Source organism: Verrucomicrobium sp. 3C, from assembly GCF_000379365.1.
Taxonomy (GTDB): Bacteria; Verrucomicrobiota; Verrucomicrobiia; order Methylacidiphilales; family Methylacidiphilaceae; genus Methylacidimicrobium.
In genome coordinates, this window is record NZ_KB901877.1 from 160892 (window position 1) to 187190 (window position 26299).

Below are 26299 nucleotides of genomic sequence, written 5' to 3' on the forward strand. Positions count from 1 at the left end.
AAAAACGGCCCCTTCATCAAGCTCAACTGCGCCGCCCTGCCCGAATCTCTGCTCGAGTCCGAGCTTTTCGGCCACGAGAAGGGTGCCTTTACCGGCGCCCTCCACGAGCGCAAAGGACGCTTCGAGCTGGCTCACGGAGGAACCCTTTTCCTGGACGAAATTGGGGACATCTCCCCGGCGGTTCAGGTCAAACTCTTGCGCGTTCTCCAGGAACGGGAGTTCAAGCGCCTGGGAGGCAGCCGGACCATCCACATCGATGTCCGGCTCGTTACCGCGACCAACAAAAACCTGGAAGAAGCGGTACGCAAGGGCGAGTTTCGCTCCGACCTCTACTACCGCATCAACGTCGTGAGCATTTACCTGCCTCCCCTTCGGGATAGGTGCGACGACATTCCGCTCCTCGTCGAATATTTCCTGACGAAGATGGGAGAGGATCTCGGGAAGCGGCTCTCTATTTCCAGCCGAGCCCTCGATGTTCTCGTCCGTTGTCAATGGCCCGGCAATGTCCGAGAGCTGCAGAACTGCCTAGAGCGCGCGGCAAACGCCGCCCCCTCGGGCATGATCGAAGACCGCAGCATCGCCTGCCAGAGCAGCCAGTGCCTCTCCTCCCTCCTGTGGAAGCGTGAGCTTACCCCCGTCTCGACTCCGGTGGTTGCCCAACCAGTGTCGGCCGCCAAGAACGGCCTTGAAAAGGAGAGCTTGGCTCGCTCGCCTTCGGGCGCACGCGAACAGCTCCTCGAGGCGATGGAGCGCTGCGGCTGGGTTCAGGCCAAGGCGGCCCGGCTGCTCCATCTTACCCCCCGTCAACTGGGTTACGCGCTTCGCAAATACGAGATTCCCATCAAGAAGTTTTGATCGGCCCGGGATCCTCCCGTGGGATCCAAGTTATGCCCGTTCCACGCCGGGGCACTACCGATACCAGGCCTGCCACTGGACGTGCAGCGTGGAATCGACCTCTGGCTTCCAAATATTCCGCGCATGCCACCAGATTTTGTTGCCTCCGCTCTGGTAGCCGCCCGGTGAGATTTGGACGATCCGGTTGGAGAGAAATTGTCGAAAGGATAGACTGGGGGCGAGCGGGCTTCCCCCGAATCCGAAGGCGGGCGTTTGCTTCCGGTAGGCGGCGTAGTTGCCGCCTAAGTCGACGACGATCCAAAAATCCTCAATGGGCGGCCTCCATCCCCACCAATGGATGAGATCTTCAAACTCATCAATCTTCCGAGCCGGATCAACCGGCAACACGCGTTGCAGCGACGAGACCTGAACGGTGGCGCTTCCCTGGTCCCGCAGGAAGAGCTGCATGACATACCCGTTGCCGAACTTTTGCGCGGGGAGCGAGGTGCGGTCGACCCAGGCTCGGTATTCCACGTGGGGGAGGGAAGCGAGTTCCGGGTCGTAAATCTGGACCCACCGACTGGAACCCCAATTGAGGTACCGGCACTCCGCCTGATAACGGACGTAGGGCTGGGACCCCTGCCCCGGAGCAGCGGGCCCAGCGAGAGAGAGGGTGTAGTACGTTTTTACCGAGACCACTTGGACCGGGAGCGCTTCCGAACCCGCCGGGAGAAGAGCGGCGAGGCTGCCGAGAACAAGAAGGATAGGGAGCGCGCGTCCACGAAGCACGCCTGGGGCCATGATTGTTCCTTCCGGTCCGGCCATTCTACGGTCTCCGACAACAAGGAGTCGATCCGCTTACCGTCCTTCGAGAGGCACTGGTCGGTCTCGATCGACCGGCCAATTCGACCTTCCGCGATCCACCGGAATCAGCTTCTCCAGGGAAATGTCCCCCGGATGCTTGAGCTCGGGAATCCCCTCCATGACCGAGTCCCGCCGCGCCAGATCCGCCCGCCAGGCGGCCCTCCACGCATCCGTCCCATCCCGCCGCAACTCCCGCAAGGCGGCCCATCGCTTGCGCACCTCTCCTTCCGCTGCAACCATGACCAGAAATAGCCACATGAGCCGCAGCGCAGCTTGGATTCGGCGGCGCCTCGTCCTGGTCCAGGGCATTGTTCTTACCTGCTAAAATGATTGCACCGCTTTTGCCACGGAGCCCGCCGGTCCGGCAACAGCGTTGTTTTGCTCCCGCTGGGCCCGCATCCCGATCCAGAAGTTTTGCCCGGAGGATTCGCTGGATGCTTCGCTCGGGCTCGAAGGATAGGATCTTTTCGGGTCGGCCGAAAGAGGATTGACTCTTACCGTCGCCTTCCGCAACTCCGAATGTCCAGGGTCCTGGTCGTGGCACAGGGTCTTTTTTTATTAACGGCCAAGTGATTCTGCGCCAGGGAGGGAAAGAAAGGCTAGACATGAGGCGACTTTTTCGATGCCATAGGCTCGATGAGACAGCATTTGAATTCAGGAAGCGGCGGGACAAGGGATTGCGGACTGCAAGTTTCGATTGCCAGTTCTCCCGAAGAAATCGAATGGTTCGATGGGCAGTGGAAGGAGCGCCACTATCTGGGAGCGGGGCGGTCGGTGGGCGACTATTTGCGCCAGGTCATTGAACAGGATGGCCAGGCGGTGGCGCTGCTGGTTTGGGGCCCGCCTGCTACGCGCTCAAGGATCGGGATCAGTGGATTGGATGGAGCGCCGTACAGCGGGTGGAGCGGCTCAAGTTGATCGTACAAAATCGGCGTTTTCTGCTGCTTACCCCCAAGGGGCAGGCGCCCAATCTGGCCTCCCAAGCTTTGGGAGCGGCCTTGCGGGCGTTGCCGGGGCAGTGGCGGGATCGCTTTGGCTACACTCCGCTTTTGGCCGAGAGCTTCACCGATCCGGAGGCCTATGCGGGGACCTGCTACAAGGCGAGCAACTGGGAGGCGGTCGGCTACAGCCGCCATCGGGCCGATTTTTACCTGCCCAATGACCGGCCCAAGCGGCTCTGGCTGCGTCCTCTTTCGGCGCAAGCGCGGCAAACGTTACGGGCGGCCCAATTACCCGAAGAGTGCCGCGCCGGTTTGAGCGCGAGGCCCTCGGGCACGCTGCCGGTCAACGCCCAACAGCTCGAATCGTTGCTGGAGGTCTTTTGGAAAGCGCCCGATCCGCGCAAGAAGAACGCCCACTATCCGGTCGGGTCGGTGTTGACCTTGATCGCGATGGCGCTTTTGGCCGGGCGGCGGGAGATCGCCGAGATCGCCCGTTTTGCCACCAGTCTGACCCAGCCCCAGCGCCGTCGGCTGGGCTTGCCGCTCAAGAAGGGCACCGGAGGCTTTCATCCGGTTCCCGGCTACAGTGTCTTCTACCAAGTGCTCACCCGCATGGATCCCGAAGCCTTCGCCGCCAGGCTCACCGACTGGTTGCAAGCACAGGGCTGCACGCTGCCGCAGGCGCTGGCCTTGGACGGCAAAAGGATTCGTCATCCCATTGGCCTCCTGACTTTGGCCCAACAGGAGGACGGCGCCCCGCAAGCGGTGGCGGTCTACGACCAAAAGCAGGACACGCCCCGTTGCGAACAAAGCGCGGCAGTGGCGCTGCTGGAAAAGCTGCCGGCCCTGGATGGCGAAATCATCACCGCCGACCCATTGCCTTGTCAGCGGCGCCAGGCCCGTCTCATCGTGGAAAAAGGGGGCGATTAGTTGTTTGGAATCAAGGGAAATCAGCGTCGCTTGCTCCAAGAGGCGCAAGCCTTGGACGCCTTGCCCGACACCCCCTTTTTGCCGACAACCAATCTGGTCATGGCCGGGTCGAAACCCGAGGGCTCCATGCCTTCCCCATCGAGCCCCTGGCCGCCGACTTCCCCTTTGCCCGCTCCCTGATCGTGGTGCGCAGCCAGCGCACGAAGAAAAAAAGCGGCCTCACCAGCATCGAGTCCCGTTACTACCTCTCCAGCGCGCCATCGGATCCGTATTCGCCCCAAGAATGGTTGGACTGGATCCGAGGACATTGGGGCGGAGCCGAAATCCGCAACCATTGGCGACGCGATGTCCTGAGGGGCGAAGACCGTTCCCACTCCCGTCAGGCTAACCTGCTGGCCAACTTGGCGCTCATCCGTAACGCCCTCCTCTCGCTCCTCTCCGAACGCCTCGGCGAACCATCACTCCCGCACTTCCGCGAACGACTCCTCTCCAGCCTCAAACAATGTCTGGCCATCCGCGCCGCCGCAGGAACGCCAAAACAAAAGACCCTGGGTCGTGGCATGCCTCAATTTGTGCGGCGAGATCCCCGAATTACTGGGCGGACGTTTCGGAGTTTATCCGGTTCCCGCTGAACACTGCAGGCTGGAATAGGAGCGCTTGGCGATGGATAGCGTCGCACAGTTCCTCACGCAGGCATCGCAGTTCGTTGAGCTTGCGCTAGGCCTCAGCTACGTCCTCGGTTTTCTCTCGGTTTCTCTCGATCTGGGTTCCTATGGTTTGGCTCCCGTTCAACTGGCCAAGGCTGAATATCTCGCCATCGGCTTCTTCGAGCTCGCTTTTCTAGCCGCATCGACCGCGTTCGGATTTTTCCTTCTAGAGGCAACGCTCGCTCCACCATTCGTTCGATGGCTAACTCGATCGAGGATCCCGTTGCGCTCCCCTCCCGCTCTCCACCCGCTCCTTTCGCCACCCTACTCGACCATGTTTTTGGGATCGTCTCTATTGTTGCTATCGCTATGGGCCGCTTTACTTTACTGGCTATCTCCCCACACCCCTACGAGTTCGATGTTTGCCGTCTGCATTGGTTGGGTTGTGGTGGGCGCGATCGGCTCGGGGCTCCTGCTGTTGGTGGGCTCCTTCGCATGGGATCCGATGCGCCGTCCCGAAGACCCACAGCCTCAAGCCGTGCTATGGCTTCTGGGCTTTGGAACGGTGCTTGCTTGGATTGTGTGGCTGGGAGGATTGGCGATGCTGCATTGGGCTCCGCCCGCTCCTTGGTCCATTTCGCTGGCCATCGTCACTCTTCTTGTGTTTGCCGGGTATCTTTTCTTTCAGGCGGCATCGTTCAGCCGGCTGCCGAACTGGGATCGTTTTTTGTGGTTGCGCGTCGCAATGCCGGCGCTCATTTTCGTCGCCTCCGCCTTCTTGCTGTATGTGTTTTACGTCTATCCAAGGGTTAACCGGCCGTTCGGGGGCCGGAAGCCGTTCGTGAAAATTCTGCTGACTGACGCGGTGGAGATTCCTGGTTGCGCCAAGATTGTTGTGAAAAGCGCCAAAGCGGGCACCTGGGTAGGGCCGGCCTACGTCGTCCTGGAAAAGCCCGACGCCCTCGTCTTGAGCGCCTATCTCTGGATTTGCCCGGACATCCGACCCCAGATTGACGTGGGAGCGCTGCTCGCGTACATCGAGCTGCCGAAGAGCAACATCCGGAAGCGCCGCTCGTTTTCCCCCTCACTGGACTCCCACCCGGAGTGTCGCTAACCCCCAAGGGTGCCGCCACGACCCTCCCTTCCGCAACGATCCCCGAAGTCGCCAGGCGACGGTGGACGACGACCCCGGGTCCGCACGTCGCCAAGAACCTCATCGCCACGTCGCTTCGGATCGAGCACTCCGATCCCTGCCGGGACCCGGCATGTGGCCAGCAACTACAGGAGCTCGGAAAAGCTTCCGAACGACATCGAGTAGCGGTTTGCTTCGAGGGCCTCCTTGAAGCCATCGGCCTCCGCGACCGATATATGCCCTTGCCGGATCGCCTCGAGAAGTATCGATTCCGTCCGCACGATGCGTGTCGGCCCGATCAACTCGATGGCACACCGGCGAAAGCGCTTCTTCTCGTCCGATGCGATGTGAGTTCCCGTGGTCGCAGCGAGCGCAAGGCAGGCCGCCTCGCCTCGCCCCATCCTTTCGCGTAATTCGGCGAAGAGCGCGAGAGAGTCGACCGTGTCGACAACGACCTGGCCGAGGTAGCCTGCGGCGACCGCCGAGGCGAGGAGCTCCCGCTGTCGTAGGTCAGCGATCTCTTGCATGACTTCCTCGGGCACAAGGAATCGATAACCATTGAGCCTCGCCAGAAGCGGCACCTGGCCGATTCGCAGCAGATTGATGAGAACGTTCGCATCCATGACGACGATTGTCTCGGCGTCCGTGGTCATGGAATGCGCCTGCGCCGAAGCACTTAGTCCAGCTTCGTCGAAGCGAGCAGCGCTCTGAGATCGTTTGGACTCAGCTTGACCATCCTAGCCAGATCGGCAAGCTTGCTGCGCGTGATCTCCTCACGACGATAGGCTTCGAGCGCCAGTGCAAGGAAGCGTCGTTGAAAGTCGTCGCGCGACAAGTCTTCCAGCGGAGCTTCTGGTGCCGCGAGAAAGTTCGCGATCGTTTGACCCACCCCACTGCCTTCTTCCGCCTTGAGGCGCTGAAACTCCCGATCACTGATGAGTCGAAGATTCTTGATCCGGTACAAAGCTGAAATCCGGCTCATTCCGAAGTGATGGGCGAGCAATGCCACGTCGTAGAGTTGGATGTCCCGGGAGCCTGGCGCAGCACGCTGCTCTACTTGCACCGCCTCGGCTTCGTCAAAAACCGCGACATGCGCACGGCTTGCGCCTCCTTTGCCAAACGCGACCACAAACTGCGTGACACCCTCCGCCGGCATCAGGAATTCCGCAGCGAATGCATTCGCCCGAACCTCCAGGAGATCCGACCGATTTTCCGCCCGGCTAATAACGCCGGGGTGTTCCCGATCCAAGAGGACGTGACCGTACTCATGAGCCAGGGAGAAGCGCCGGCGCGCTGCCGCATGCTTCGCGTTGATGACCACGAACACACCGATCGTGCTGTCGACGAGCGTCAGTCCCGAGACATTTTCGGGGAGCGCAACGACACCGGTACGCACCCCTTGGGCCTCTAGCAGATCGCTCAAGACACCGATCGGTGCCACGCCGAGCCCCAGCCTCTGCCGTTCCTCGGTCGCCACCTTTGCTCCCTGTTGAATGGCATCCCAAGACGATTTCGGAGCGGGCAATTCATAAGACGCCGTGACCAGATGAACCCTGTCGATTTCGAGCAAACGCTCGAGCTTGGTCATTTCGTGGCCTAGCTCCAGGCTGTCCTGCAATACCTTCACTAGATCGGCCTGCAATGCAAGCGCGGCATCGGAACGAAAATGGGCCGCGAGCGCATCCCGCTCAACGAAGGACGAAACGAAGAAAGACTGGATGTCGCGCCCCACGGCGCGGGCGATTCGATCCAGTTCCAGACTGGAAACCGAGCGCATCCCCGACTCGATCTGGCCGATCGCCACACGGCTCAGCCCCGCGAACACGCCCAGTTGCTCCTGCGTAAGACAGCAGCTTTCCCTGGCAGCCTGAATCCGCCCCCCTAACTCCTCTTTCGTCAGCTCCATGTGCACCCCTTGAAACTTGGTCTTGCAAAAGATGGATTATCTTTCATGTGCTGTCAACATACGGATTTTATAAACAGTATTCCCATGCGTTGCCTCATGAATCCATGCCGAGTCCGGCTTGCCGCCCATTGGAGACGGCCTATGCTAATGGGCGAAGGAAGGAGGCCATCATGCCGACGACCGCTTGCGGCCCTCACACGATCAAGGATTGGCTGGCGACTCCCGTGGGGGAACATTGGCAGCTCATCCACGGGAATTTGATCATAACGGAGGAAACGGCGGACAACAGCAGTTTGGCCGGGGAGATCGAGGTGGAGCTGGCTCTCTACCTTCGGGAGGAGCGTCGCGGCATCGTGCGACGCAACATTGCGTTTTCTTTTCCCGGGATCATGGATGCGGATCACGAAGGAGTCGTGCCCGACCTCTGCTTCATCCCGAACGACCAGCTCGTGGCGGAAATGCTCTCGGCTTCGACTCGGAAGATCGATCTCAAGGACAAGGTGGAGATCTACCGAGAAGCGGGGGTGGCCGAATACTGGATTTTCGACCTAGACGAGGAGTCAGTGCGGATCTACCGGTTCGGCGAGAATCGGCGAACTCCATTCGAGATCAAGAGCTTCGGCGACATTTTAACCACTCCTCTTCTGCCAGGATTCTCGTTGAATCTGCCAAACATCCGGCGGGCGATCGGCTTGGAATAGAGAGGCTCGCTTCTCCCACGCCACTTCCGGATCGACTTGGCCGACGTACAAAGAAAGTGCCCCTCTTTGTTTTGCACGACAACAGGTTGGCGGAGGAGTAGCGGACAAAGAGCGCGACACGGATTATGGGGGCGACCGTTTGATTCGAAGCCCACAGTGTCACGATGCTCAAGGAACACGCGGTCCTCGTCGACTTTCGCCAGCCAGGCGACGACGCCCGTATCGGGATGCGGCTTGACCCACTCGGACACGACGCTGGTGTCCAGAAGGAACTTCAGAGGTCGATCTTCGGCGGACCGTGCTTGAGCCGCTCGATCTTCACCTTGGCGTCGCGTAGCAGCGACTCCGCGAAGAACTCGGCGAGATTGCCGGTGCGCCTAGTCTTGCGCTCCCACTCCTCGGCCGAGACCACGACGACGGCCTTGCGGCCCTTGCGTGTGATCGTCTGCGGGCCGTCCGACAGCGCACGTTGGATCCCCTCGCTGAGCTTCGCCTTGGCTTTGGAGACACTCCAGGCCTCGATGCTACCAGCTTCTTTCCGGGTTTTGGACACCACGATAGTCATACGAGTCGCGCAGATCTCCCAAAGAAAGCGCCTATCGCGAATCCTTAGCCTGACTTCCATGGAGTACTGACGCCCATCGTTGCCGCGGAAAGCATGGCGTTTCCGTTACCTGCCACGCGTCGCCCACTTGGAAGACTGAGAATGAACTACCGCCATCAAGCTCCTGAACGGCTCTTGTCTTGCAGCTAAGATTGAACATAACATTGAGGCCGCCAAGCCGCTGTTCATGAAACGAGTTCTGATCCTGCTTTTCGTCGTCTCTTCCGTTCTCTCTCGGGAAGCCTATGCCGATGAGCCACTCTTCGCTCGACTCTTCGCTCGGTGGTACCCGGCCGAAAAGATCTCCGGCCCGCTGGGCAGCGGGACCGGGCGGCCGGTTCATGGGATGATGCAATATGGGACCCTCCCAAACCGCCACTACATCCTTCTCGGCTATGTCCGAGGCATCCAAAATTCCTACTTAGGATATTGGTGGGCCTCCAGGCAGGCAGTCTCCCTGGCCAAGCAGTACGGAGCCGATGCCTTAATCAAGATCAAGCTGTACGGTCCTACGCGATCGCTGGGTCATTTCGCGCTCAACGGGCAACTGATCAGACCCTCCTACGACGTGGGCGCTTACGCGGCCATCCGCTTTCTCGATCGGAAGGAGGACAAACCTGCTCGGGGAATTCGGGGCACCGCCTCCCCCGCAGCTTTGTCCGCCGAACAGAGAGCTTGCCTGCCTGTCTCGCAAGCCGCCCGAGAACGCTTATGAAGCATGCAGGGCAAGGGACCGGAGCGCGGCCGGGTAAAGATCCCGACCGCGCTACGCAATCCGGTCCGGCGATCGAACAATAAGACGGCTACGGCCGCGTAACGGGAGCGCCAACCTTGTTGCCCCACTCGGTCCACGATCCGTCGTAGTTACGTACCTTCTTATGGCCGAGCAAGTAGGTGAGTACGAACCAGGTATGGCTCGAGCGCTCGCCGATCCGGCAGTAGACGACCGTGTCGCTCTCCGGAGTCAGGGCGCAATCCCCTTCATAGATCTTCCGGAGCTCCTCCGCCGGTTTGAAGGTGCTGTCCTCCTTCACCGCAGTCTTCCAGGGCATGCCCTTGGCCCCGGGGATATGACCGCCGCGTAGGGCGCCTTCCTGCGGATACTCGGGCATGTGGAGCAGCTCGCCTGTATATTCGCCAGGGCTCCGCACGTCGATCAGAGGCAGGCCTGCGCGCTGGTGGGCAAGAGTCTGTTCGTAGAATGCGCGGATCTCCCCATCCCGCCGGCCGGCCGGCGTCGGATAGGCTGCTTCGGGATAGGAGGGCTTTTCCCGAGTGAGAGATCTTCCTTCGCTGACCCACTTGTCTCGCCCGCCGTTGAGAATCTTGGCATTCCGGTGGCCGTAAAGCTCGAAGGCCCAAAGCGCATAGCAGGCCCACCAGTTCGACTTGTCTCCGTAGAAGATGCAGGTCGTATCCGGCGTGATGCCGTTTCGACGGCAGAGCGCCGCAAAGGCTTCCGGAGCGATATAGTCGCGGACCATCTGATCCTGGAGGTCGCGACGCCAGTCGATATGAACCGCCCCCGGGATATGCCCAGTATCGTAAAGAAGCACGTCTTCGTTGCTCTCCACGATCCGGATTCCGGGATCGTTCCGATGCTCTTCCAACCATTCGGTTTCGACCAGCTTCTCTGGGTGAGCGTAGGCAATCGTTGTCATCATTCTCTCCTTTTCGTTTTTCCTATTCCTTCCCAAAACAGGTGGGGTAATCGCTGCATTCCCGACAGCTCGGCGCCTTGCAAGCGTGAAATCCTGCCCGCTCGCAGAGCTGCTTGTAAAAAAATTTCTTCCACCGCATATCCCCGACGTTCCGCTCGCGAAGCGGACGGAAATAACGCTCCAGGAGGCGAGTAAGCGCATTCCGGTCCGGAAGTCCGAGATCCTGCCAGAGATGGTCATCAGCCAAGCAGGCCGTGGCGACGGCATGAGCTACCCAGCGGGTTTCCTCCGACCCATCCCCAGACTCGATCAGGAGAGAAGTCAACTCCCAAAAATCCTCCGGAGGGCCGACGGCCTGGCGAAGAGAGGTCGATTCGAGCCGGAAGGCGACCAGGAGCCGTTCGAACGACTCCTGGTCGAGACCGAGGCGAGGGACGGAGGGAAAGCTGCCCGCCGAGGCAAACCGCTTCACGACATATCGCAATGCCTGATAGAGAACCGCCGTCTCCTTCTCGTGGTACTCCGTCGCGCAGCCGAACGGGCGAGCCGGGCTGGGGACGGACCGGAAAGAGGGCGCAATCGCACAGGCAGCCACGGCGCTTTATCCTCCGAACCGGGCGACCTCCGGAAACCTTTCGATCATCTCGAGAGCTGCGGTGACATACTTTTCCCCCGCTTCCGCGAGCTTCTCCTGGTTAGGGAAGCCGAAGCGGTGTACATCCCGCAGTACCTTGTTGACGAGCGCAAGCCGGCCCGCCAAAAGCACCATCTTCCCAAAGCCCTCGTGGTGCATGGTCATCATCGGCATCACCATGATCCCGGTCTTCCGCTCGATGGTGAGCCCCACAGCGTTGAAAAACATCTCGACCCGCTCCAGGGTCTCCGGATCGGGATCGCCCACGATCGGAATCTGCTTGCGCTTCGCGGCATCCAGAATGAAGGACTCGAGCAGCTCCTCGTCCTTCTTTCCGTCCCAAACTCCATAGGTGTCCTGCGCCCGCTGCTGCTTCACGAGCTCGCGCAGAAACGCTTCCCGCAACTCGCTCACTCCGTTTTCCACCGCACTTGTCGTCATCCTTCCCTCTCTTCCTCAAAATCGAACGTTCTTGCCTTTCCTTTCGCCAGAGCCTTCCGCAGCCAAGGCGGCGGGGTGCCCCGAAGCACCTCCTGCAGCTTTTCGAGAATCTCCCGGATCGGCTCCAGATCCTTTGCCTTCACCGGATGGATCTTCTGCGCGACCACCCGAGCCGCGCCGGAAGCTCCGATCGCCGCCACGTAGAGAATCGCGCAATCCCTGATGGCGGCAAGCTTCGCTTCGAGCTTGTCCTCGTTTCCGTCTTCCTCAAGATCTCCGAAGAATTCGACCGTCTTCCAATGGCGCGCCTCGGTCTCATCCACCTCGTAGATCGCGATTGTCTTGGCCCAGCCGAAATGGGCGTTGACCCGAATCCCGTCCTGTGTCGCAAAGGCAACTTTCATCCCGCGCTCCGCTCCTCCCCTTGGCATTGGCATACCCGAGCCTCCTCCGCGTGAGAGCGGCGCTCGGGCAGGCGATGATATCCTTCTTCCTCCTCACGCGCCGCGATCAGCAGATTGGCGACTTCGAAAAGGAAGTTCCGGCTCCCCCGATAGCCGACCAGCACTTGGTGCGCCGCGCCCAGCCGGTCGAAGATCGGCAGACCGATCCGGTAAAACGGAATTTGTAGCCGAGCGGCCATCTGGCGCCCGTGGGAATGAATCAGCAGAAGCTGGCACCCTAGGGCCTCCCGCTCCAGGTCCTCCAAGTCTCCGATGCGCACCCGCTCGATCGGCAAATCGGAAAAGACGATCGACTCGGTTGTCGAAACTGCCGCCTGTAGCTTGCAACCCAGTTCGGCGAGCCAATGGCCCACGTTCTGCAAGAGATCGGGCTCGGCACCGATCGCCACCTTGACCCCTCCGAGAAAGAAGTGGCTGTCGAGCATCGCATCGACGAGCTGTGACCTCTGCCGGCGATAGATCTGCGGCACGGGGCGACCGGAAAGCTCGGCAAGAAGCCGGAAGAAGCGATCGACCGACCGGAGCCCCATGAGCCGATCGACGAGCAGATGCGGAACCCCGCACTTCATCTCGAGAGCCAGGGCGGCACCGCGCATCTGCTCGCCGAGGGCGATCGTCGCCCGGGAAGAGCCCATGCTGCGAATCTCCTCCAGGCGGGTGCCGCCCAGAGTCGTCGGTGTGAAATCTTCGGGAATATACCCATCGAGGGAGCCCGACAGATCGGGCAAGAGGATAGGGCGGAGGCCAAAGGACTCGACGATCTGCCGAATCTCCTCCAGGTCCCCGGGAGTCAGATGGCTTCCTGCCAAAAGGTTGACCTGATCTTCGTTTCGCGTCGTCGCGGGCACAACCAGTTCTTCGACGATTTGACCAACCGTCTTCGCCCATCCGTCCTGGAAGGCGCCCTTGAAGTCGGGGGTCGAGACATAGACGACAGGAAGATCGGCCAACTCCGGTCTCCGTTGCCGAATGAGCTTCAGGTAGCCCACGATGTCGTCCCCCTTGGTTTCCGTCAGGCCAGTCGAACAGATCCCGACGACCTGCGGCTTGGCGCGCTGCGCAATGTTCAACAGGGCCTGCTCGATATTCTCCATCCCACCGAGAATGGTCGTGACCTCATTCATCGCCGTTGTCTGCAGTGGGATCATCTCGCGAAAGTGGCGGACGAAGAGGACCAGCCCGAACGCGGTACATCCCTGGGAACCGTGCAGGACCGGCATGCAGCCGTGGAGGCCCAGGAACGCGAGAGCTCCGCCGATCGGCTGGCTCATCTTGAGCGGGCTTACGCTGCACGCTTTCTTGGAAGTTACGACGTCGGCCACGTTCCCCCTTTTTCCGATGAGTTGCCTACCCTTCCGACCAAGGAGCCGGAAGGCGCACCTCCTGCCAGACCGGGTTGTAAAGAGCCCGATCGATCTCGGCCACCAGCGCGACCATTCCCTCGTACCCGGCGTAGGCATGGTGGCGCTCCTGGTTGATGTCGAGCCAAGGCATCTTCGCCTTTAAGGCGACAAACTGCGAACGGCCGCCCGAGAGCATGATGTCCGCCCGCGCCTCCTTGAGCATCCGATACATCTCCCTAGGCGTCATCTCCTCGATCATGTGCGCCTCTTCACCCATGACCTTCTTGATCCGTTCCTTGTCCTCCTCGGTCGACTTCTTGACACTCGTCCCCACGATCTCCATCCCCACCTCTTGCAGGGCGGAGACCACCGACCAGGACTTGACTCCCCCCGTGATCAAAAGCACGCGCTTCCCGGCAAGCCGCTTCTGATAGACCTTCAGCTTCTCCCAAGCCTTCTGCTCCTCCCGCCGGATCAGCAACTCCGTCTTGGACAGCAACTCTGCAGGCGCCCCCCGGCCAACCAGCAGCCCGGCCAAGTTCCGAAGGGCGTCGCTCATGTCGGAGATCCCATAGAAGGATCCCTCGAAGAAGGGGATTCCGTATCGCTCCTCCATCTTCCGGGCGATGTTGATCATCGCCTTGGAGCAGACCAGCATGGTCGCCTTCGCCCGATGGCAAGAGGCGATCTCCCGGTATTTGGCGTTCCCCGATATGCAAGCCAGGATTCGAATGCCGAGCTGATCGAAAAGCGGCTGAACCTGCCAGAGCTCTCCGGCCAGGTTATACTCCCCGATGATGTTCACATCGTAAGGAGTTGTGTTGGACGGCTCCTCGGTCCCGATCACGTGATCGAGCAGGGCCTCTCCGGCGAGCTTGTTGCCCAGATTCTTGCTTCCGGCAAAGCCCGGCGACTGGACCGGGACGACCGGACGCCCGAACTGTTTCTTGGCCGCCTGACAGACGGCTTCGATGTCGTCGCCAATCAGTGCGGGCACGCACGTCTGGTAGACGAAGACCGCCGGAGGATCGTAGCGGTCGATCGCCTCCTTGATTGCACGAAAGAGGCGCTTTTCCCCGCCGTAGACCACGTCCATCTCCTGGATGTCGGTCGTAAAGCCCATCCGGTAGAGGAGGGAATCGGAGGACTTGGACCCCCGATTATCCCAGGAATTCCCTTCGCAGGCGATCGGACCATGCACCAGGTGAACCACATCGGTAATCGGCTGGAGGGCGATCTTGGCTCCGTCGAAGGCGCAACCTCCGGCGGCGGCCCCAGGTTGGAGCTGCTTGGTGCAACCCTTCTTCCGCTCCTTTTCCAATTTTGCCCGGTTCTTGGCGCAGCCCGGCTCCTGGAAGACCGCCTGGACCTTTTCCGAAATGTTGCTCATCCGGAGCTCCCTTCGGGACCCTTTCTCCTACCGAATGATGTCGAAGCTGTAGTCGGACTTCGCCGGCACGTTGGTATTCCGATCCATCTCGTCAAAGATCTTGTCGAGAATCCGGACGAGCACGTTGAGTCCTCCCTGATAACCCCAAACGGGAAACCGGTGGTGGTGGTGCCGATCGAAGATCGGGAATCCGAACCGGATCAGCGGCGTTCCCGTGTCCCGCTCGAGATACTTGGCATAGGTGTTCCCGATCAGGAAATCGACCGGCTCGGTGAAGAGAAGCGAGCGCATGTGCCAGAGATCCTTGCCGGGGTAAACCTGGCAGCCCGCCCCGAAGGGAGAGTGGTCGAGAAGCTCTCGCACTTTCTGCTCCCAGGCCGCATCACCGTTCGTGGCCAGGATATGCGCCGGCTCCGCTCCCAGCTCAAGCAGGAAACCCGCAATCCCGAGCGCCACGTCGGGATCGGCATAGACCGCAAACCGCTTTCCGTGGATGTGTGCGCTCGAATCGGCAATGGCATCGACCAATCGGCCTCTCTCCTTTTCCAGCGCCTCGGGAATCGGACGCCCCGAGAGGCGAGAGACTTCCTGGAGGAACTGGTCCGTCGCGGCCACTCCGATCGGATAGTGCAAGCCGACCGTCTCCTGTCCTTTCCCTTGGATGTAAGGCAAGGTCTTGGGTGTGCAGAAGCTCTGCATCGAGATGGTTGCCTTGGAATGGAGCGCCTCGGAGATCTCGCCAAGCTTCGTTCCGCCGTCATACATGCGGAACGTTCCGTCGGCCGGAGTATCCCAGACGTCGCTATTGTCGGAGACGATCAGGTAGTCCGCACCCATGAGGTCGAGGATCCGCCGCAGCTCCCGCATATTGCCGACTACGTTGCCGTCGAAGCCGACGATCAGGTTGATTCTTTCGTTCGGCTTCCGCTCGAGGGGCGCAATCGTCTTGGCCTTCCCGTCCCAGAAGTATTCAAGAATCCCCTTCATCATGTTGTCATATCCGGTGATATGACTACCTACGAATGAGGGGGTATGGGCAAACGGAACGTCGAAGTCCTGCGGAACGCTGCCCTTATCTCTTGCATTCTTGATGAAGGAGTTGAGATCGTCGCCGATCACCTCCGCCATGCAGGTCGTGGAGACAGCAATCATCTTCGGCTTGTAGAGGGCGTAGCTATTGGCTAGTCCGTCGATCATGTTGTTGAGCCCGCCGAAGACCGCCGCATCCTCGGTCATCGAGGAGCTGACACAACCGCTTGGCTCCTTGAAGTGCCGGCTGAAGTGGCTCCGGAAGTAGGCGACACATCCCTGTGAGCCGTGGACAAAGGGCAGGGTCCCTTCAAAGCCCACCGCCGCGAAGATCGCCCCCAGCGGCTGACAGGCCTTCGCCGGATTGATCGTAATCGCCTCGCGAGCGAAGTTCTTGTCGCGGTATTCCTTGGTCTTCGTCCACTCGCGGATCCGCTCGACCTCGTTGGCGCAAGCTGGGTCCTCGAACTCCCGCTTCTTTCGCTCGAACATTTCCAAGTACTGCGGTTGCCGGAACAGGTGAAAGTGGTCGAGAACGTGTTCCGCGTTCTGACTCTTGGTCTCTCCGTTTGTCTCCATATCGCCTTCCCTTCCTTCGTTGTCTGTTGCTTCTCGAGGCCCTGCTTGCGGCGCTCACCCTTTCTTCCAGGGCGCCTTCGTCAATCCCCAAACCGGATTGTTGATCGCCATGTCCATGTCTCGCGCGAAGATGGCGAACCCGTCGTAGCCGTGGTAGGGACCCGAATAGTCCCAGGAGTGCATCTGGCGGAAGGGGACTCCTATCTTTTGGAAGACATACTTCTCCTTGATGCCGGACCCCACGAGATCGGGCTCGAGCTTCTCCACGAACTTCTCGAACTCGTATCCAGTCACGTCGTCGTAGATCAGGGTGCCATCCTTCGCATCGTGGGTCGTCCGCTGGTAGTCGTCGTTATGGCCGAACTCGTAGCCGGTCCCGATCACCTCCATGCCCAGATCTTCGTACGCCCCGATCACGTGCCGCGGGCGCAGTCCACCGACGAAGAGCATGACCTTCTTGCCCTTGAGGCGCGGCTGAAACCTCTGAATCACCGCATCGGCCATCGGACGATATTTGGCAATCACCCGCTCCGCCCCTTCCTTGATCTTGTCGTCGAAGTGGCTCGCAATCTTCCGGAGCGACTCCTCGATCTTCGTCGGACCGAAGAAGTTGTACTCGACCCACGGAATCCCGTGCTTCTCCTCCATGTAGCGGGAGATGTAGTTCATCGACCGGTAGCAGTGGAGGATGTTGAGCTTCACCTTGGGAGTCCGTTCGAGCTCCTTAAGCGTTCCATCTCCCGACCATTGCGCGACCACTCGGAGACCCATCTCCTCGAGCAGGATCCGGGAAGACCAGGCATCCCCCCCGATGTTGTAGTCCCCGATGATTGCTACGTCGTAGGGAGTAGAGACCCATTCGGGCTCCTTCCCGGCCGTCTTATCGAGCACCCAGTCGCGGATGCTGTCATTGGCGATATGGTGGCCGAGGGATTGCGAGACCCCGCGAAATCCTTCACAACGTACGGGGACGATCGTCTTCCCGTTGAATTCCTTGGTCTTTGCCTTCGCGACCGCTTCGATGTCGTCGCCGATCAGGCCGATCGGGCACTCGGATTGAATGGTGATGCCCTTGTTGAGAGGAAAGAGCTCCTGGAGCTCCTCAAGGGACTTCGCAAGTTTCTTATCGCCGCCAAAGACGATATCGCGCTCTTGAAAATCCGTCGTGAACTGCAAGGTCACAAAAGTATCCACGCCGGTTGTCCCGATGTAGTAGTTCCTTCGAGAAGCCCAGGAGTATTGACCGCAGCCGACCGGGCCGTGGCTGATGTGGATCATGTCCTTGATCGGACCCCAGACCACTCCCTTGGAGCCCGCATACGCACAGCCCCGGATCGTCATCACTCCGGGCAGGGACTTGATGTTGGACTTAACCCCGCAATCGGGCTTCCCTTCTTCGAGCACTCCCAAATGCTTCGCACGCTTCTTGACCGCCTTTTCGGGGTAGGCTTTCAGCACCTCCTCGATCAGTTCACGGTTCCGGGCGCTCAATTCTTGGCTGTTCTCTACCGCAGGCGTTGTCAGGCTCATGATTTTCTTTTCCTCCGCAGTTTGATCTCTCCTCTCATGCAAGAAGGAGTGCCGGCTGGAAAACCGCCTACCCAGCCGGCCAATCCCTCGTTCTATCTTACGCGCAAAGAACCGCTTCTCCCGCGGTCTTGCCCACCAGCGATTCGTCCTCCCGCTTCATGATGCCGAACTGCATGAGCAGGTCTTCGAGCTCATCCATGGTAATGGGCGTCGGAATCACTCCATTCCCCTTGTTCTCATGGATCTTCTTCGCCAGCATCCGATACTCCTCGGCCTGCTTCGACTCAGGCGCGTATTCGATCACCGTCATCCGGCGGAGCTCGGCATGCTGCACCACGTTATCCCGAGGCACGAAGTGAATGAGGGTCGTGCCGAGCTTGGCGGCCAGAGCTTCCGCCAACTCCAGCTCTAGATCGGTCTGCCGCTCGTTGCAGATCAGTCCGCCGAGCCGCACCCCGCCGGAATTCGCATACTTGAGAATTCCCTTGGAGATGTTGTTGGCGGCGTACATCGCCATCATCTCGCCCGACATGACGATGTAGATCTCCTGCGCCTTGTTTTCGCGGATCGGCATGGCGAATCCACCGCAGACCACGTCGCCGAGGACATCGTAGGAGACGTAGTCGATTCCCTCGTAGGCCCCGTTTTCCTCCAGGAAGTTGATCGAGGTGATCACCCCCCGTCCGGCACATCCAACCCCCGGCTCGGGCCCGCCTGACTCGACGCAGCGGATGTTCTTATAGCCGACCTTCATCACATCCTCGATCTCGAGATCCTCGACGCTTCCGGCCTCCGCGGCCAGATGGAGAATCGTGTCCTGATTCTTTGAGTGGAGGATCAGCCGGGTGGAGTCGGCTTTCGGATCGCAACCGACGATCAGGATCTTCTGTCCCAGGTCCGCCAAAGCGGCAAGAGTGTTCTGGGAAGTGGTCGACTTCCCGATCCCTCCCTTTCCATAGAAGGCAATTTGTCGCAACTCGCTCATTGTGGATCTCCCTTGTTTTCTTTGTCCTTATTTTCCGAGGGCGATCGTTTCCTTCTCTCACCCTTCGGCGCTCGATTCCATTACGAGCAACTGGCGTGCCAATCTCTTTGCTACCTGCTGAGCCTCTACCGACCGGTCGGCGATCCTCCTCTGGTTTCCCCCTGCCGTCCTCTGTAAAACGCCGATCTGGAGTGAAGCAGAGGTCTGGGAGCAAAGAAGAGGACCAGACCCACCTCGCCGTCTGACTCCGGTCGGCGAGGTGCTAAAGGCAACAAAGGGAGAGAAAATGTCGGGAAACGAACAGGTCCTCAGCCAATGGCCGTTCCGATGCGAGCGGGCCTTCCATGGCATGTTTCTTGCTCGTAACAGAAACATGACGCATCCCCCAAAAGTGCGAATGGCTCCAAGGCTGGTCGACACCACCCTCCGGGACGGAGAGCAGGCTCCCGGAGTCGCGTTCTCCCGGGAAGAAAAGCTCCGCCTGGTCCAAGCCCTCATCGCCGCGGGAGTACCCGAGATCGAAGCGGGCGTTCCCGTGATGGGCAGGGCGGAGCAGCAGACCCTCCGGGCGATAGCAGCGACTGCCGATCCCTGCTGCCGGCTCATCTCCTGGGGAAGAATGCACCCGGCCGATTTGGAAGCGATCCAGGCCCTGCCCATCCGTTTTGCCAACCTTTCGGTCCCGGTCTCAGATCTTCAGATCGAGAAAAAGCTGCAAAGATCCCGCAGTTGGGTTCTTGAAACGGTCCGCCGGTTCGTCCGGGAAGCGATGGATCTTGGCATGGAGGTGGCGGTCGGGGGAGAAGACTCCTCGCGCGCCGACCTGGATTTCGTCCTCCGGGTCGCGGAGACAGCCCAAGCGGCCGGTGCCTCTCGCTATCGATTCGCCGATACCCTCGGCATCCTCGATCCTTTCTCGACCTTCCGGTCGATCCGCAAGCTTCGTCGCGCGGTGGATATTGAAATCGAGATCCATGCGCATGACGACCTCGGAATGGCAACTGCGAACTCCCTGGCGGCCTACCGAGCGGGGGCGACACACATCAGCGTCACCGTAAACGGGCTAGGCGAGCGGGCGGGCAATGCGCCACTCGAGGAGGTCGTGGCGGCCCTCCGCTACGGCAGCCAAATCGACTGCGGCGTACCGAGCGCTTCCCTTCCCTCGCTTTCCAGGCTGGTATCCGAAATTTCAGGACGTCCGGTTCCTGATGCGAAAAGCATCGTGGGCAGAGCCGTCTTCACCCATGAATCGGGAATCCACGTGGATGGGCTCCTCAAGGATCCGCGGAATTACCAAGCTTTCGATCCCAACGAGCTGGGACGCTCCCACGAGTTCGTTTTAGGCAAGCATTCCGGCCCCCGGGCGATTCAATGGAGCTATCGGCGGCTGGGAATCGACCTCTCGCTTTCCGAAGCCGGAGCGCTGCGGGAGCCTATCTCCGCCTTCGTATCCGCCCGGAAGCGCTCACCGAAGCGCTCCGAACTCCTTCACCTCCTCTCGGCGACGATCGTCCGGGAGGGGAGCCGTCCGTCTTTGCCAGCCAAGGAGATGGCTACGAGGCCATGATGCTCGATCCGATCTTCAACTGGGCTAGCGCAAGCCGCAGTTCTCTCCGGATCATCAGAAGCGCGTCCCTCGAGAAGCGCTTCTTCTCCTCGATGGCATGATTCAGTTCTTCCCGATAGGTGGTGAGGGAAGCAGCTATCTTGTCCATACATTCGTGCCATGCGGCGGCGATGCGACACATCGATTCGGCAGCCTGTACGCGAGCAAGATGGGAGCGGATCCTCTGCTGAGCCGACACGACCTCCGCCAAGAGGATCTTCTCCGAGGGAACCCGCTTTAGGTTGCTGACCAGGCCAACCCGATTCAGCAGCCAGATCGTCCATTTCGTCGGATCCCACTGCCACGGTTTGACTCCGTTGCGATAGTCGTACTGAAACTCATGATGGAAATTGTGGTAACCCTCTCCAAAAGTAAAAAGCGCCATGATCCAGCTGTCTCGAGCGGTGCATCGAAACGAATAGGGCTGATCGCCCACCATGTGGCAGAGCGAATTAATAAAAAATGTCATCTGCTGCACGACGACGACTCGAGTGACGCCTCCGACCAGGAAGCCACCCAAGGCACCGATCCATCCTCCGTGCAAAGCGCCCAGGGCGGTCGGCAGGCCAAAGCCAACCAGGAATGCCAAGGGGACTGCATACTTGTCCTGCCATCGGCAGAGAGGATCGGAAAGGAGATCCCGCACGTTGTCCAAGGGATGCGCCGGCCCCAACTTGACGAGAAGCCACCCGATATGCGCGTGGAAAAACCCCTTGCGAATGTTATAGGGATCCTCGTCATGATCGACGTGCTTGTGGTGATGCCGATGGTCAGATACCCAGGCAATGGCCGACCCCTCAAAGGAAGCCGCCCCAAAGAGCAGCACGAAGAGGCGCACAGGCCATTTTGCCTCAAAGGATCGATGAGAAAAGAGGCGATGATACCCGAGGGTGATGCTCAATCCAGTGGCTAGGAAGAGACCGAAAAAAATCGCCCATTGGTACCAGTCGATGCCGTAGAAAAAGGCGTAAGCCGGCGTCGCGACTAAAGCGAGAGCCAGGGTGGAAATCAAAAAAATGCTTGTCGGCCAATTCATATGCTCAATCTGCAGTGGTCAGGAAAACGCACCAAGGCAAGGGGGGAGAATTCGGAGACAAGGGGAGTGGAAGACCGCCCGCCTTTGACCTTAACGCGTTAACCAACATATTGTTCCAATCCGAAGAGAAAACAGCCATTCTTCCATACGCATATAGCCCACTGGCTTGCCGGTATACAACCCTTTTTTTATCTTCTCGGGCAAAAGCGGCAAAAGCGAGATTTACGGTCGACCAAGCTCCTAGCCTGCCTGTCGGACTTTCCTTCTCCCTCTGGTGGTAAAAATGGGAATGGGTTTTGGCGGGACAGAAGACGGCATAGTACGCCCGGCTAATTGCGGTGCGTAGGCATGCCTCGCGGGGAACAGAGGAAAAGAAACACTCTTGGAGTGTTACTGGCCAGCGACAAAAACTTGTCCAGTCAAACTTCGGAGAACCCGACATGAACATCCAGCTTGCCTTCGCGAAAGGCCTGCTGTCGAAACCACCACTCCCGGCAGAACGTCTCGAATTTCCGCAGGCCTTCCGAGATCGAAAGCTGTGCCGTCACGAAAAGCATAAGCATTCCGTCGTCTGGCTCCTCCGGATTTTCGACGACCCCCAATACGAGAGACGCGATCAACCGGTTCTTAAAATAGGCCTCAAGCTTCTTTGCCATGCTGGCGATCACCGGCCGCAAATCCGGATTTTGCCGCAAGAAGAGCAAGACCGCTTCTCTTGCCTCAAAGTCGGAAGGAAGGAAAGGCACAGGTACGTCGGGAGAAAGCCGAACCGCATCCAATGAAGAAAAGAAAAGAAGCCGTTTGCCAGCAACAGGCGCTCGCATAACAAATCTTGGCCACCATCGGAGGTGGGCGAAGGGAGAGCAAGGAGAAAAAGTTGGGAAGGGCATTTCCGCACTCATGGTTGATCCTTCCGCTCAGCACTGGACGCCCGTTCCATGAACACAATCGGAGCAGATTGAAAGCCATTTCATCCAATAGGCCAGGAAGCAGATCCGACCGTGGTCTCGGACTGCGATCCGCGAGCGCTGGGTTCAAGAAACTCGCGGTCTCAGGAACTCGAGCAGCTCCGCGATGCGGACACGCTCCTGGCGCATGGAGTCGCGCTCGCGAACAGTGACCGTCTCTTTTTCCCCGGCGAACGCTCCGGAGCGCACCCCTTCCAAGGTTTCGAAGTCGATCGTCACCCCGAAGGGGGTTCCCACCTCGTCCATCCGGCGGTAGCGGCGGCCGATCGCTCCGCTCTCATCGTAGAAAATCCGCAACTGCATCCGCAAGAGGTCGGCGACCTCGCGGGCCTTTCGAACCAGCTCGTCGTTATTCTTGAGGAGGGGGAAGACGCCGGCCTTGATCGGCGCCACGCGGGGGGAAAAGTGGAGGACCACCCGCTTTTCGACTTTCCCGCCTTCCGCGACGACATCCTCCTCGTCATACGCCTCGCAGAGGATCGCGAGGAATGTTCGATCGACCCCTCCGCTCGGCTCGATGACATGCGGAATATATTTCTGCCCTGTCTCCTCGTCGAAATATTCGAGCGGCTTGCCGCTGGCGACTCCATGCTGACGCAAGTCGAAATCAGTCCGGTAGGCAACTCCTTCTAGCTCCTGGCGCCCGAACGGGAAGACGTACTCCAGATCATAGGTCTTCTCCGAGTAGAAGGCCCTCTCGCCCTCGGGCACGTCCCGCACGTGGATGTGGTGACGCGGCAGACCGATCGATTCATACCACGAGAGCCGAGCCTCCTTCCACTTTTCCAACTCCTCGAGTCCAGTCCCCGGCCGAACGAAATACTCCACCTCCATCTGCTCAAACTCCCGAGAGCGGAAGAGGAAATTCCGCGGATTCACCTCGTTACGAAACGATTTTCCGATTTGCGCAATGCCGAAGGGGATTTTCTTGCGCGAGGTCTCGAGCACGTTCCGAAACTGAACGAACATCGCTTGCGCCGTCTCCGGGCGGAGATAGGTCAACGCGCTCTCCTCCTCCAAGGGGCCAACGTAGGTCCGGAAAAGGAGATTGAATCTCCTCGGCTCTGTCATCTCCCCTCCGCACTCCCCGGGATGCTTGGAGGATTTTTGGGGGCAACGCGCATCGGCGAGCTGATCGACGCGAAAGCGTGCCTGGCACGTCTTGCAGTCGACCAGCCAATCGACGAACTGCTCCTCATGCGTGCTCGCTTTCCAGACTGAGCGGTTCATGAGAATCGAACCATCGAGACCCACGATGTCATCGCGCAACTGGGTCATCGAGCGCCACCAAAGCTCCTTGATATTTCTCTTGAGCTCTACCCCCAGGGGGCCAAAGTCCCAGAGGCCATTCAGTCCCCCGTAAATTTCGGAGGAGGGATAGACAAAGCCGCGACGCTTGCAGAGCGCAACAAGCTTTTCCATTAAGGGTTCTTCTGTCATAAGGCAAACGAACGACCGCGCGGCCAACCTGTCGCGGAGCAATGGGGGTAGTTAGGAGTCAATGTCACGAAGGCCGAAGACAAGGAAAGAGCACCCCCCCTCTAAAACACCGGTCCTGCGCATCCTTTCCGGCTTCGCCGCCCGAGTCGCCAGCCACTTTGTTCTCTCCACGGTTGGGCTGCTTTCGGCGATTCTCGTAGCCGCATTCCTCCTATTACGGTTCTATGGAGTTCCCGCGCAAATCAAAAACGTCCTTCTGGCGGAGCTGGAGGCGCGCGATATTACGATCTCCGTCGGCCGCCTCTCGCTCGATCCGTTAGGCCATCTCGTCGCCAGCCGGGTCGCCGTCTTCCGCAACCGGGATCGGCAGGAAATCTGGCTACAGATCGATCGCGTACGCCTCTCCGTCGCCTGGTTGGCCTGGTGGAAAGGCAAGCCTTGGATCAAGAATGCTTCCGTTTACAACGCCACGATCTACCTTCCGATCACGCCGCGGAGCGAAGTCGAGCTTTCCCAGGTTTCCGCCCGGGTCAACTTTGTCCCGGGCGCCCTCGAGGTCCTGCACGCGAGCGCCCGCGTCCTCAATCTCGAGCTTCTGCTCAAGGGGCGCATCCTCCTCAGCGGCTATCCATCCTTCCCGGCTCCCTCTCCTCAAGAGCAGGAGGCGTTCGACCTCCTTTGGCATCGCACCCTCGCCACGATCGATGAGATTGAGACCCAGCAGCCGATTCCCGTAGAGGTCGATCTCTCGATGGCCACCAAGGACCCTTGGGAGGCCAGCATCCACTGCCGGATCCTCTCCTCTCCGATTTCCTGGCGGCAGATTCCTCTGGGACGCCTTGCCGGAGATCTGCGCATGGCCGGACATCTCCTCCGCCTGGAAGAGCTGCACCTCGGATTTCCCAGGGGTGAAGTCTCGCTTTGGGGAGAGGCCGACCTGCTCAAACAGACCGGTTTCGTCGAACTTTTGAGCAACGCCGACCCCACCGTACTCCGCCCTTCGCTGCCGGAGAGGGTCGCCGCCACCCTCCAAGATCTCCACTTTCTGGATCTCCCCAGCCTGAGCGGGCGGCTGACCGCCAAATGGGGATCGACCGAACGCTTCCTCCGTTTCTCCGCCGATCTCCATTGGCATCAATTCCGCTACCGGGGCCATCCTTTCGACGAGCTTTCGATTCCTATTGCGTTCGACGGCGCGCGGCTCTTCATTCCAGAGGCAAAGCTCCGATCCCCCACGGGAAAGATTGATGCGGAATTTCTCTACGAGAGTTCTCCGCCGAAGCTGCGCATCAAGGCCGAATCCACCATGGACCCGACTCTTTTCCTCGGAGTGGCCGGCTCCGCCGCCGACCGTTTCCTCGAGTCTCTTTCCTTTTCGAAGGAACCACCCTGGGCGCGAGGAGAGATTACCGGCCAGAGCTTGTTTGCTCCGCAGCGCTGGGCAATCCAAGGCAGCTTTTCCGCAAAGAACTGCTCCTACAAAGGAGTCGCCATCCGCTCCGTGCAATCCAACGTCCGATTTCAAGACCTCACCCTCCACTTCTCGCATTTCACGGCAACTCGGCCCGAGGGAACGGTCTCCGGGAACTTCGAGAACGACTTCGGCCATAAGATTGTGACCGTTCACGATCTATCGTCTGCGGTCGACGTGATCGCCTGCGCGCCAACTCTGGGAGAGAAGTTTCCGGCCTACGTGCAGCCCTACCGTTTCCAAAAGCCGCCGCGACTCGAGGTGCGCGGAGTCGTCGACCTGAATGAAGGCCGCAAGAATCCGGTCAGCGATCTCCGGGTCGATGTCCAGTCCGATTCGGTGCTCAACTATGTCCTCTTCCAGCGGAATTTTCCCGTCGTTTCTCCGAAGGGTTACATCCTTCTCCGTCGCAACGTGCTTACCGTGCAGATCGACCAAGCCTCCCTTTTTGACGGCAGTCTGCATGGAACCATTCAGGTGGCGCTTCAACCGCCACCCGCAGGCTCCCTCTTTCACTGCGTTTTTGACCTGGACCGCGGCGATTTCCACAAGGTCATGTCGGACCTCTACCGTGTCGAGACCTGCTCGGGACCCCTGCAATTCCACCTCGGCTTATCCGGCTTTGTCGGAAATCTTCCCTCACTGACCGGTGACGGCGATTTTGACGTCCAGGACGGCTACATCCTCTCGATCCCGTTCTTAGGCGGCCTCTCTACCAGCATGAGCGCCGTCATTCCGGATTTCGCCATGGCCAAGGCCGATCAGGCACACTCCCATTTTACCGTGGGAAACGGCGCGATCTCCACGGAGCAATTCCGCATCGCTAGCGTTGCCTTCACGATCATCGGCAAGGGGAGCTACAACTTCCTGCACGACAACCTGGAAGCCGATGCACGGGTCAATATTCGCGGCCCCATGGGGACCCTTTTGTTCCCGATCAGCAAGCTTTTCGAATATCATGGCTCGGGCAAGCTCGCCGCTCCCAACTGGAAGTCGCGCAATTTTTAACCTGCCTGTGTGAAGTCGAGGAATGGCGCGGTGCGACGTAGGAGAGCCATAGCGGGAGCTGCCCCTTTCGGTATGACAGTGCCTGAGTATCTCTCCCTATCGGCCGTTTCCACTCCCCGCTCATCAAACCGAACAGGCGGATTTCCCGCATTCGG

General features: G+C 59.7%; 27 protein-coding genes. 10 read left to right on the plus strand and 17 right to left on the minus strand.

What is annotated here, in order from left to right; all coding sequences use genetic code 11:
• Positions 1-48: 48 nt before the first annotated feature.
• The gene (locus A37A_RS21870; protein WP_343122737.1) at positions 49-855 is read left to right on the plus strand and encodes a sigma 54-interacting transcriptional regulator; all 807 of its coding nucleotides are present in this window, start codon (positions 49-51) and stop codon (positions 853-855) included.
• 54 nt (positions 856-909) lie between these two features.
• Here the strand turns inward: A37A_RS21870 and A37A_RS0113415 are convergent, their stop codons facing one another.
• Both A37A_RS0113415 and A37A_RS0113420 read right to left on the minus strand, forming a co-directional pair.
• On the minus strand, positions 910-1635 hold the full coding sequence (locus tag A37A_RS0113415) for a hypothetical protein (RefSeq protein ID WP_155996689.1): 726 nt from the start codon (positions 1633-1635) through the stop codon (positions 910-912).
• Positions 1636-1692: 57 nt separating this feature from the next.
• Entirely contained in the window at positions 1693-2007 is a 315-nt protein-coding gene (locus A37A_RS0113420; protein WP_018292005.1) for a hypothetical protein, read from the minus strand.
• 327 nt (positions 2008-2334) lie between these two features.
• Between A37A_RS0113420 and A37A_RS21585 the strand changes: the two genes are divergently transcribed.
• The 5 genes from A37A_RS21585 (at position 2335) to A37A_RS0113445 (ending at position 5330) form a co-directional block, all read left to right on the plus strand.
• Positions 2335-2616: a hypothetical protein gene (locus A37A_RS21585; protein WP_231363940.1), complete on the plus strand. Its 282-nt coding sequence runs from the start codon at positions 2335-2337 to the stop codon at positions 2614-2616.
• Entirely contained in the window at positions 2532-3569 is a 1038-nt protein-coding gene (locus tag A37A_RS18585) for a Druantia anti-phage system protein DruA (RefSeq protein WP_018292006.1), read from the plus strand. Before A37A_RS21585 ends, A37A_RS18585 begins: the two co-directional genes overlap by 85 nt.
• The gene (locus A37A_RS21590) at positions 3570-3749 is read left to right on the plus strand and encodes a hypothetical protein (protein WP_018292007.1); all 180 of its coding nucleotides are present in this window, start codon (positions 3570-3572) and stop codon (positions 3747-3749) included.
• A 107-nt stretch (positions 3750-3856) separates the two neighbouring features.
• Positions 3857-4201 (plus strand): DDE transposase family protein, encoded by a 345-nt coding sequence (locus tag A37A_RS20255; protein WP_231363935.1) that lies wholly within the window; start codon positions 3857-3859, stop codon positions 4199-4201.
• 31 nt (positions 4202-4232) lie between these two features.
• On the plus strand, positions 4233-5330 hold the full coding sequence (locus A37A_RS0113445) for a hypothetical protein (protein WP_018292009.1): 1098 nt from the start codon (positions 4233-4235) through the stop codon (positions 5328-5330).
• 164 nt (positions 5331-5494) lie between these two features.
• On the opposite strand, the gene A37A_RS0113450 is transcribed toward A37A_RS0113445, so the two are convergent.
• A complete protein-coding gene (locus tag A37A_RS0113450; protein WP_018292010.1) occupies positions 5495-6001 on the minus strand; it encodes a hypothetical protein in 507 nt (168 codons plus the stop codon).
• A 23-nt stretch (positions 6002-6024) separates the two neighbouring features.
• A complete protein-coding gene (locus tag A37A_RS18590; protein WP_018292011.1) occupies positions 6025-7254 on the minus strand; it encodes an ImmA/IrrE family metallo-endopeptidase in 1230 nt (409 codons plus the stop codon).
• Positions 7255-7424: 170 nt separating this feature from the next.
• Between A37A_RS18590 and A37A_RS18595 the strand changes: the two genes are divergently transcribed.
• A complete protein-coding gene (locus A37A_RS18595; RefSeq protein WP_020494457.1) occupies positions 7425-7955 on the plus strand; it encodes a Uma2 family endonuclease in 531 nt (176 codons plus the stop codon).
• 274 nt (positions 7956-8229) lie between these two features.
• On the opposite strand, the gene A37A_RS0113465 is transcribed toward A37A_RS18595, so the two are convergent.
• Entirely contained in the window at positions 8230-8520 is a 291-nt protein-coding gene (locus A37A_RS0113465) for a type II toxin-antitoxin system prevent-host-death family antitoxin (RefSeq protein WP_020494458.1), read from the minus strand.
• A 226-nt stretch (positions 8521-8746) separates the two neighbouring features.
• Between A37A_RS0113465 and A37A_RS0113470 the strand changes: the two genes are divergently transcribed.
• Positions 8747-9274 carry a hypothetical protein gene (locus A37A_RS0113470; protein ID WP_018292014.1) on the plus strand — a complete coding sequence of 176 codons (528 nt, stop codon included), beginning with the start codon at positions 8747-8749 and terminating at the stop codon, positions 9272-9274.
• An 88-nt stretch (positions 9275-9362) separates the two neighbouring features.
• Here A37A_RS0113470 and A37A_RS0113475 read toward each other — a convergent pair whose 3' ends face one another.
• The 9 genes from A37A_RS0113475 to nifH all read right to left on the minus strand — a co-directional run bounded on the left by A37A_RS0113475 (position 9363) and on the right by nifH (position 18615).
• Positions 9363-10220, minus strand: coding sequence for a sulfurtransferase (locus A37A_RS0113475; protein ID WP_040889481.1), 858 nt, complete (start codon positions 10218-10220; stop codon positions 9363-9365).
• A gap of 22 nt (positions 10221-10242) precedes the next feature.
• Complete coding sequence (locus A37A_RS18600) at positions 10243-10815, minus strand: nitrogen fixation protein NifQ (protein ID WP_018292016.1); 573 nt, start codon at positions 10813-10815, stop codon at positions 10243-10245.
• A gap of 6 nt (positions 10816-10821) precedes the next feature.
• Positions 10822-11295 (minus strand): NifX-associated nitrogen fixation protein, encoded by a 474-nt coding sequence (locus A37A_RS0113485; RefSeq protein WP_018292017.1) that lies wholly within the window; start codon positions 11293-11295, stop codon positions 10822-10824.
• Positions 11292-11699 carry a nitrogen fixation protein NifX gene (gene nifX, locus A37A_RS0113490; RefSeq protein WP_018292018.1) on the minus strand — a complete coding sequence of 136 codons (408 nt, stop codon included), beginning with the start codon at positions 11697-11699 and terminating at the stop codon, positions 11292-11294. The genes A37A_RS0113485 and nifX overlap by 4 nt, the downstream gene beginning before the upstream one ends.
• A complete protein-coding gene (nifN, locus tag A37A_RS0113495) occupies positions 11696-13081 on the minus strand; it encodes a nitrogenase iron-molybdenum cofactor biosynthesis protein NifN (RefSeq protein WP_020494459.1) in 1386 nt (461 codons plus the stop codon). Before nifN ends, nifX begins: the two co-directional genes overlap by 4 nt.
• A 25-nt stretch (positions 13082-13106) precedes the next feature.
• Positions 13107-14492 (minus strand): nitrogenase iron-molybdenum cofactor biosynthesis protein NifE, encoded by a 1386-nt coding sequence (gene nifE, locus A37A_RS0113500; protein ID WP_018292020.1) that lies wholly within the window; start codon positions 14490-14492, stop codon positions 13107-13109.
• A 27-nt stretch (positions 14493-14519) separates the two neighbouring features.
• The gene (gene nifK / locus A37A_RS0113505) at positions 14520-16100 is read right to left on the minus strand and encodes a nitrogenase molybdenum-iron protein subunit beta (protein ID WP_018292021.1); all 1581 of its coding nucleotides are present in this window, start codon (positions 16098-16100) and stop codon (positions 14520-14522) included.
• A 54-nt stretch (positions 16101-16154) separates the two neighbouring features.
• Positions 16155-17630, minus strand: coding sequence for a nitrogenase molybdenum-iron protein alpha chain (gene nifD, locus A37A_RS0113510; protein WP_020494460.1), 1476 nt, complete (start codon positions 17628-17630; stop codon positions 16155-16157).
• Between the two features lie 97 nt (positions 17631-17727).
• On the minus strand, positions 17728-18615 hold the full coding sequence (gene nifH / locus A37A_RS0113515; RefSeq protein WP_018292023.1) for a nitrogenase iron protein: 888 nt from the start codon (positions 18613-18615) through the stop codon (positions 17728-17730).
• 397 nt (positions 18616-19012) lie between these two features.
• Here nifH and nifV point away from each other — a divergent pair, with 397 nt between their 5' ends.
• Positions 19013-20182 (plus strand): homocitrate synthase, encoded by a 1170-nt coding sequence (gene nifV / locus A37A_RS17630; RefSeq protein ID WP_051076306.1) that lies wholly within the window; start codon positions 19013-19015, stop codon positions 20180-20182.
• Here nifV and A37A_RS0113530 read toward each other — a convergent pair.
• From A37A_RS0113530 to A37A_RS0113540, 3 genes are all read right to left on the minus strand, one after another.
• The gene (locus A37A_RS0113530) at positions 20169-21257 is read right to left on the minus strand and encodes a fatty acid desaturase (protein WP_018292026.1); all 1089 of its coding nucleotides are present in this window, start codon (positions 21255-21257) and stop codon (positions 20169-20171) included. The genes nifV and A37A_RS0113530 overlap by 14 nt on opposite strands.
• A 419-nt stretch (positions 21258-21676) precedes the next feature.
• Entirely contained in the window at positions 21677-22081 is a 405-nt protein-coding gene (locus A37A_RS0113535) for a hypothetical protein (RefSeq protein WP_020494462.1), read from the minus strand.
• Between the two features lie 210 nt (positions 22082-22291).
• Positions 22292-23647 (minus strand): glycine--tRNA ligase, encoded by a 1356-nt coding sequence (locus A37A_RS0113540; RefSeq protein ID WP_018292029.1) that lies wholly within the window; start codon positions 23645-23647, stop codon positions 22292-22294.
• 79 nt (positions 23648-23726) lie between these two features.
• Here A37A_RS0113540 and A37A_RS17635 point away from each other — a divergent pair, with 79 nt between their 5' ends.
• Positions 23727-26144: an AsmA-like C-terminal region-containing protein gene (locus A37A_RS17635; RefSeq protein ID WP_018292030.1), complete on the plus strand. Its 2418-nt coding sequence runs from the start codon at positions 23727-23729 to the stop codon at positions 26142-26144.
• Positions 26145-26299 lie beyond the last annotated feature (155 nt).

Excerpts from the sequence above, each read along its gene's own strand:
- A37A_RS0113415 (WP_155996689.1), bottom strand. The coding sequence starts at position 1,635 with ATGGCCCCAGGCGTGCTTCGTGGACGCGCGCTCCCTATCCTTCTTGTT.
- A37A_RS0113420 (WP_018292005.1), bottom strand. The coding sequence starts at position 2,007 with ATGCCCTGGACCAGGACGAGGCGCCGCCGAATCCAAGCTGCGCTGCGG.
- A37A_RS21585 (WP_231363940.1), top strand. The coding sequence starts at position 2,335 with ATGAGACAGCATTTGAATTCAGGAAGCGGCGGGACAAGGGATTGCGGA.
- A37A_RS0113445 (WP_018292009.1), top strand. The coding sequence starts at position 4,233 with ATGGATAGCGTCGCACAGTTCCTCACGCAGGCATCGCAGTTCGTTGAG.
- A37A_RS0113450 (WP_018292010.1), bottom strand. The coding sequence starts at position 6,001 with ATGACCACGGACGCCGAGACAATCGTCGTCATGGATGCGAACGTTCTC.
- A37A_RS18590 (WP_018292011.1), bottom strand. The coding sequence starts at position 7,254 with ATGGAGCTGACGAAAGAGGAGTTAGGGGGGCGGATTCAGGCTGCCAGG.
- A37A_RS18595 (WP_020494457.1), top strand. The coding sequence starts at position 7,425 with ATGCCGACGACCGCTTGCGGCCCTCACACGATCAAGGATTGGCTGGCG.
- A37A_RS0113465 (WP_020494458.1), bottom strand. The coding sequence starts at position 8,520 with ATGACTATCGTGGTGTCCAAAACCCGGAAAGAAGCTGGTAGCATCGAG.
- A37A_RS0113470 (WP_018292014.1), top strand. The coding sequence starts at position 8,747 with ATGAAACGAGTTCTGATCCTGCTTTTCGTCGTCTCTTCCGTTCTCTCT.
- A37A_RS0113475 (WP_040889481.1), bottom strand. The coding sequence starts at position 10,220 with ATGACAACGATTGCCTACGCTCACCCAGAGAAGCTGGTCGAAACCGAA.
- A37A_RS0113485 (WP_018292017.1), bottom strand. The coding sequence starts at position 11,295 with ATGACGACAAGTGCGGTGGAAAACGGAGTGAGCGAGTTGCGGGAAGCG.
- nifX (WP_018292018.1), bottom strand. The coding sequence starts at position 11,699 with ATGAAAGTTGCCTTTGCGACACAGGACGGGATTCGGGTCAACGCCCAT.
- nifE (WP_018292020.1), bottom strand. The coding sequence starts at position 14,492 with ATGAGCAACATTTCGGAAAAGGTCCAGGCGGTCTTCCAGGAGCCGGGC.
- nifK (WP_018292021.1), bottom strand. The coding sequence starts at position 16,100 with ATGGAGACAAACGGAGAGACCAAGAGTCAGAACGCGGAACACGTTCTC.
- nifD (WP_020494460.1), bottom strand. The coding sequence starts at position 17,630 with ATGAGCCTGACAACGCCTGCGGTAGAGAACAGCCAAGAATTGAGCGCC.
- nifH (WP_018292023.1), bottom strand. The coding sequence starts at position 18,615 with ATGAGCGAGTTGCGACAAATTGCCTTCTATGGAAAGGGAGGGATCGGG.
- nifV (WP_051076306.1), top strand. The coding sequence starts at position 19,013 with ATGGCTCCAAGGCTGGTCGACACCACCCTCCGGGACGGAGAGCAGGCT.
- A37A_RS0113530 (WP_018292026.1), bottom strand. The coding sequence starts at position 21,257 with ATGAATTGGCCGACAAGCATTTTTTTGATTTCCACCCTGGCTCTCGCT.
- A37A_RS0113535 (WP_020494462.1), bottom strand. The coding sequence starts at position 22,081 with ATGCGAGCGCCTGTTGCTGGCAAACGGCTTCTTTTCTTTTCTTCATTG.
- A37A_RS0113540 (WP_018292029.1), bottom strand. The coding sequence starts at position 23,647 with ATGGAAAAGCTTGTTGCGCTCTGCAAGCGTCGCGGCTTTGTCTATCCC.
- A37A_RS17635 (WP_018292030.1), top strand. The coding sequence starts at position 23,727 with ATGTCACGAAGGCCGAAGACAAGGAAAGAGCACCCCCCCTCTAAAACA.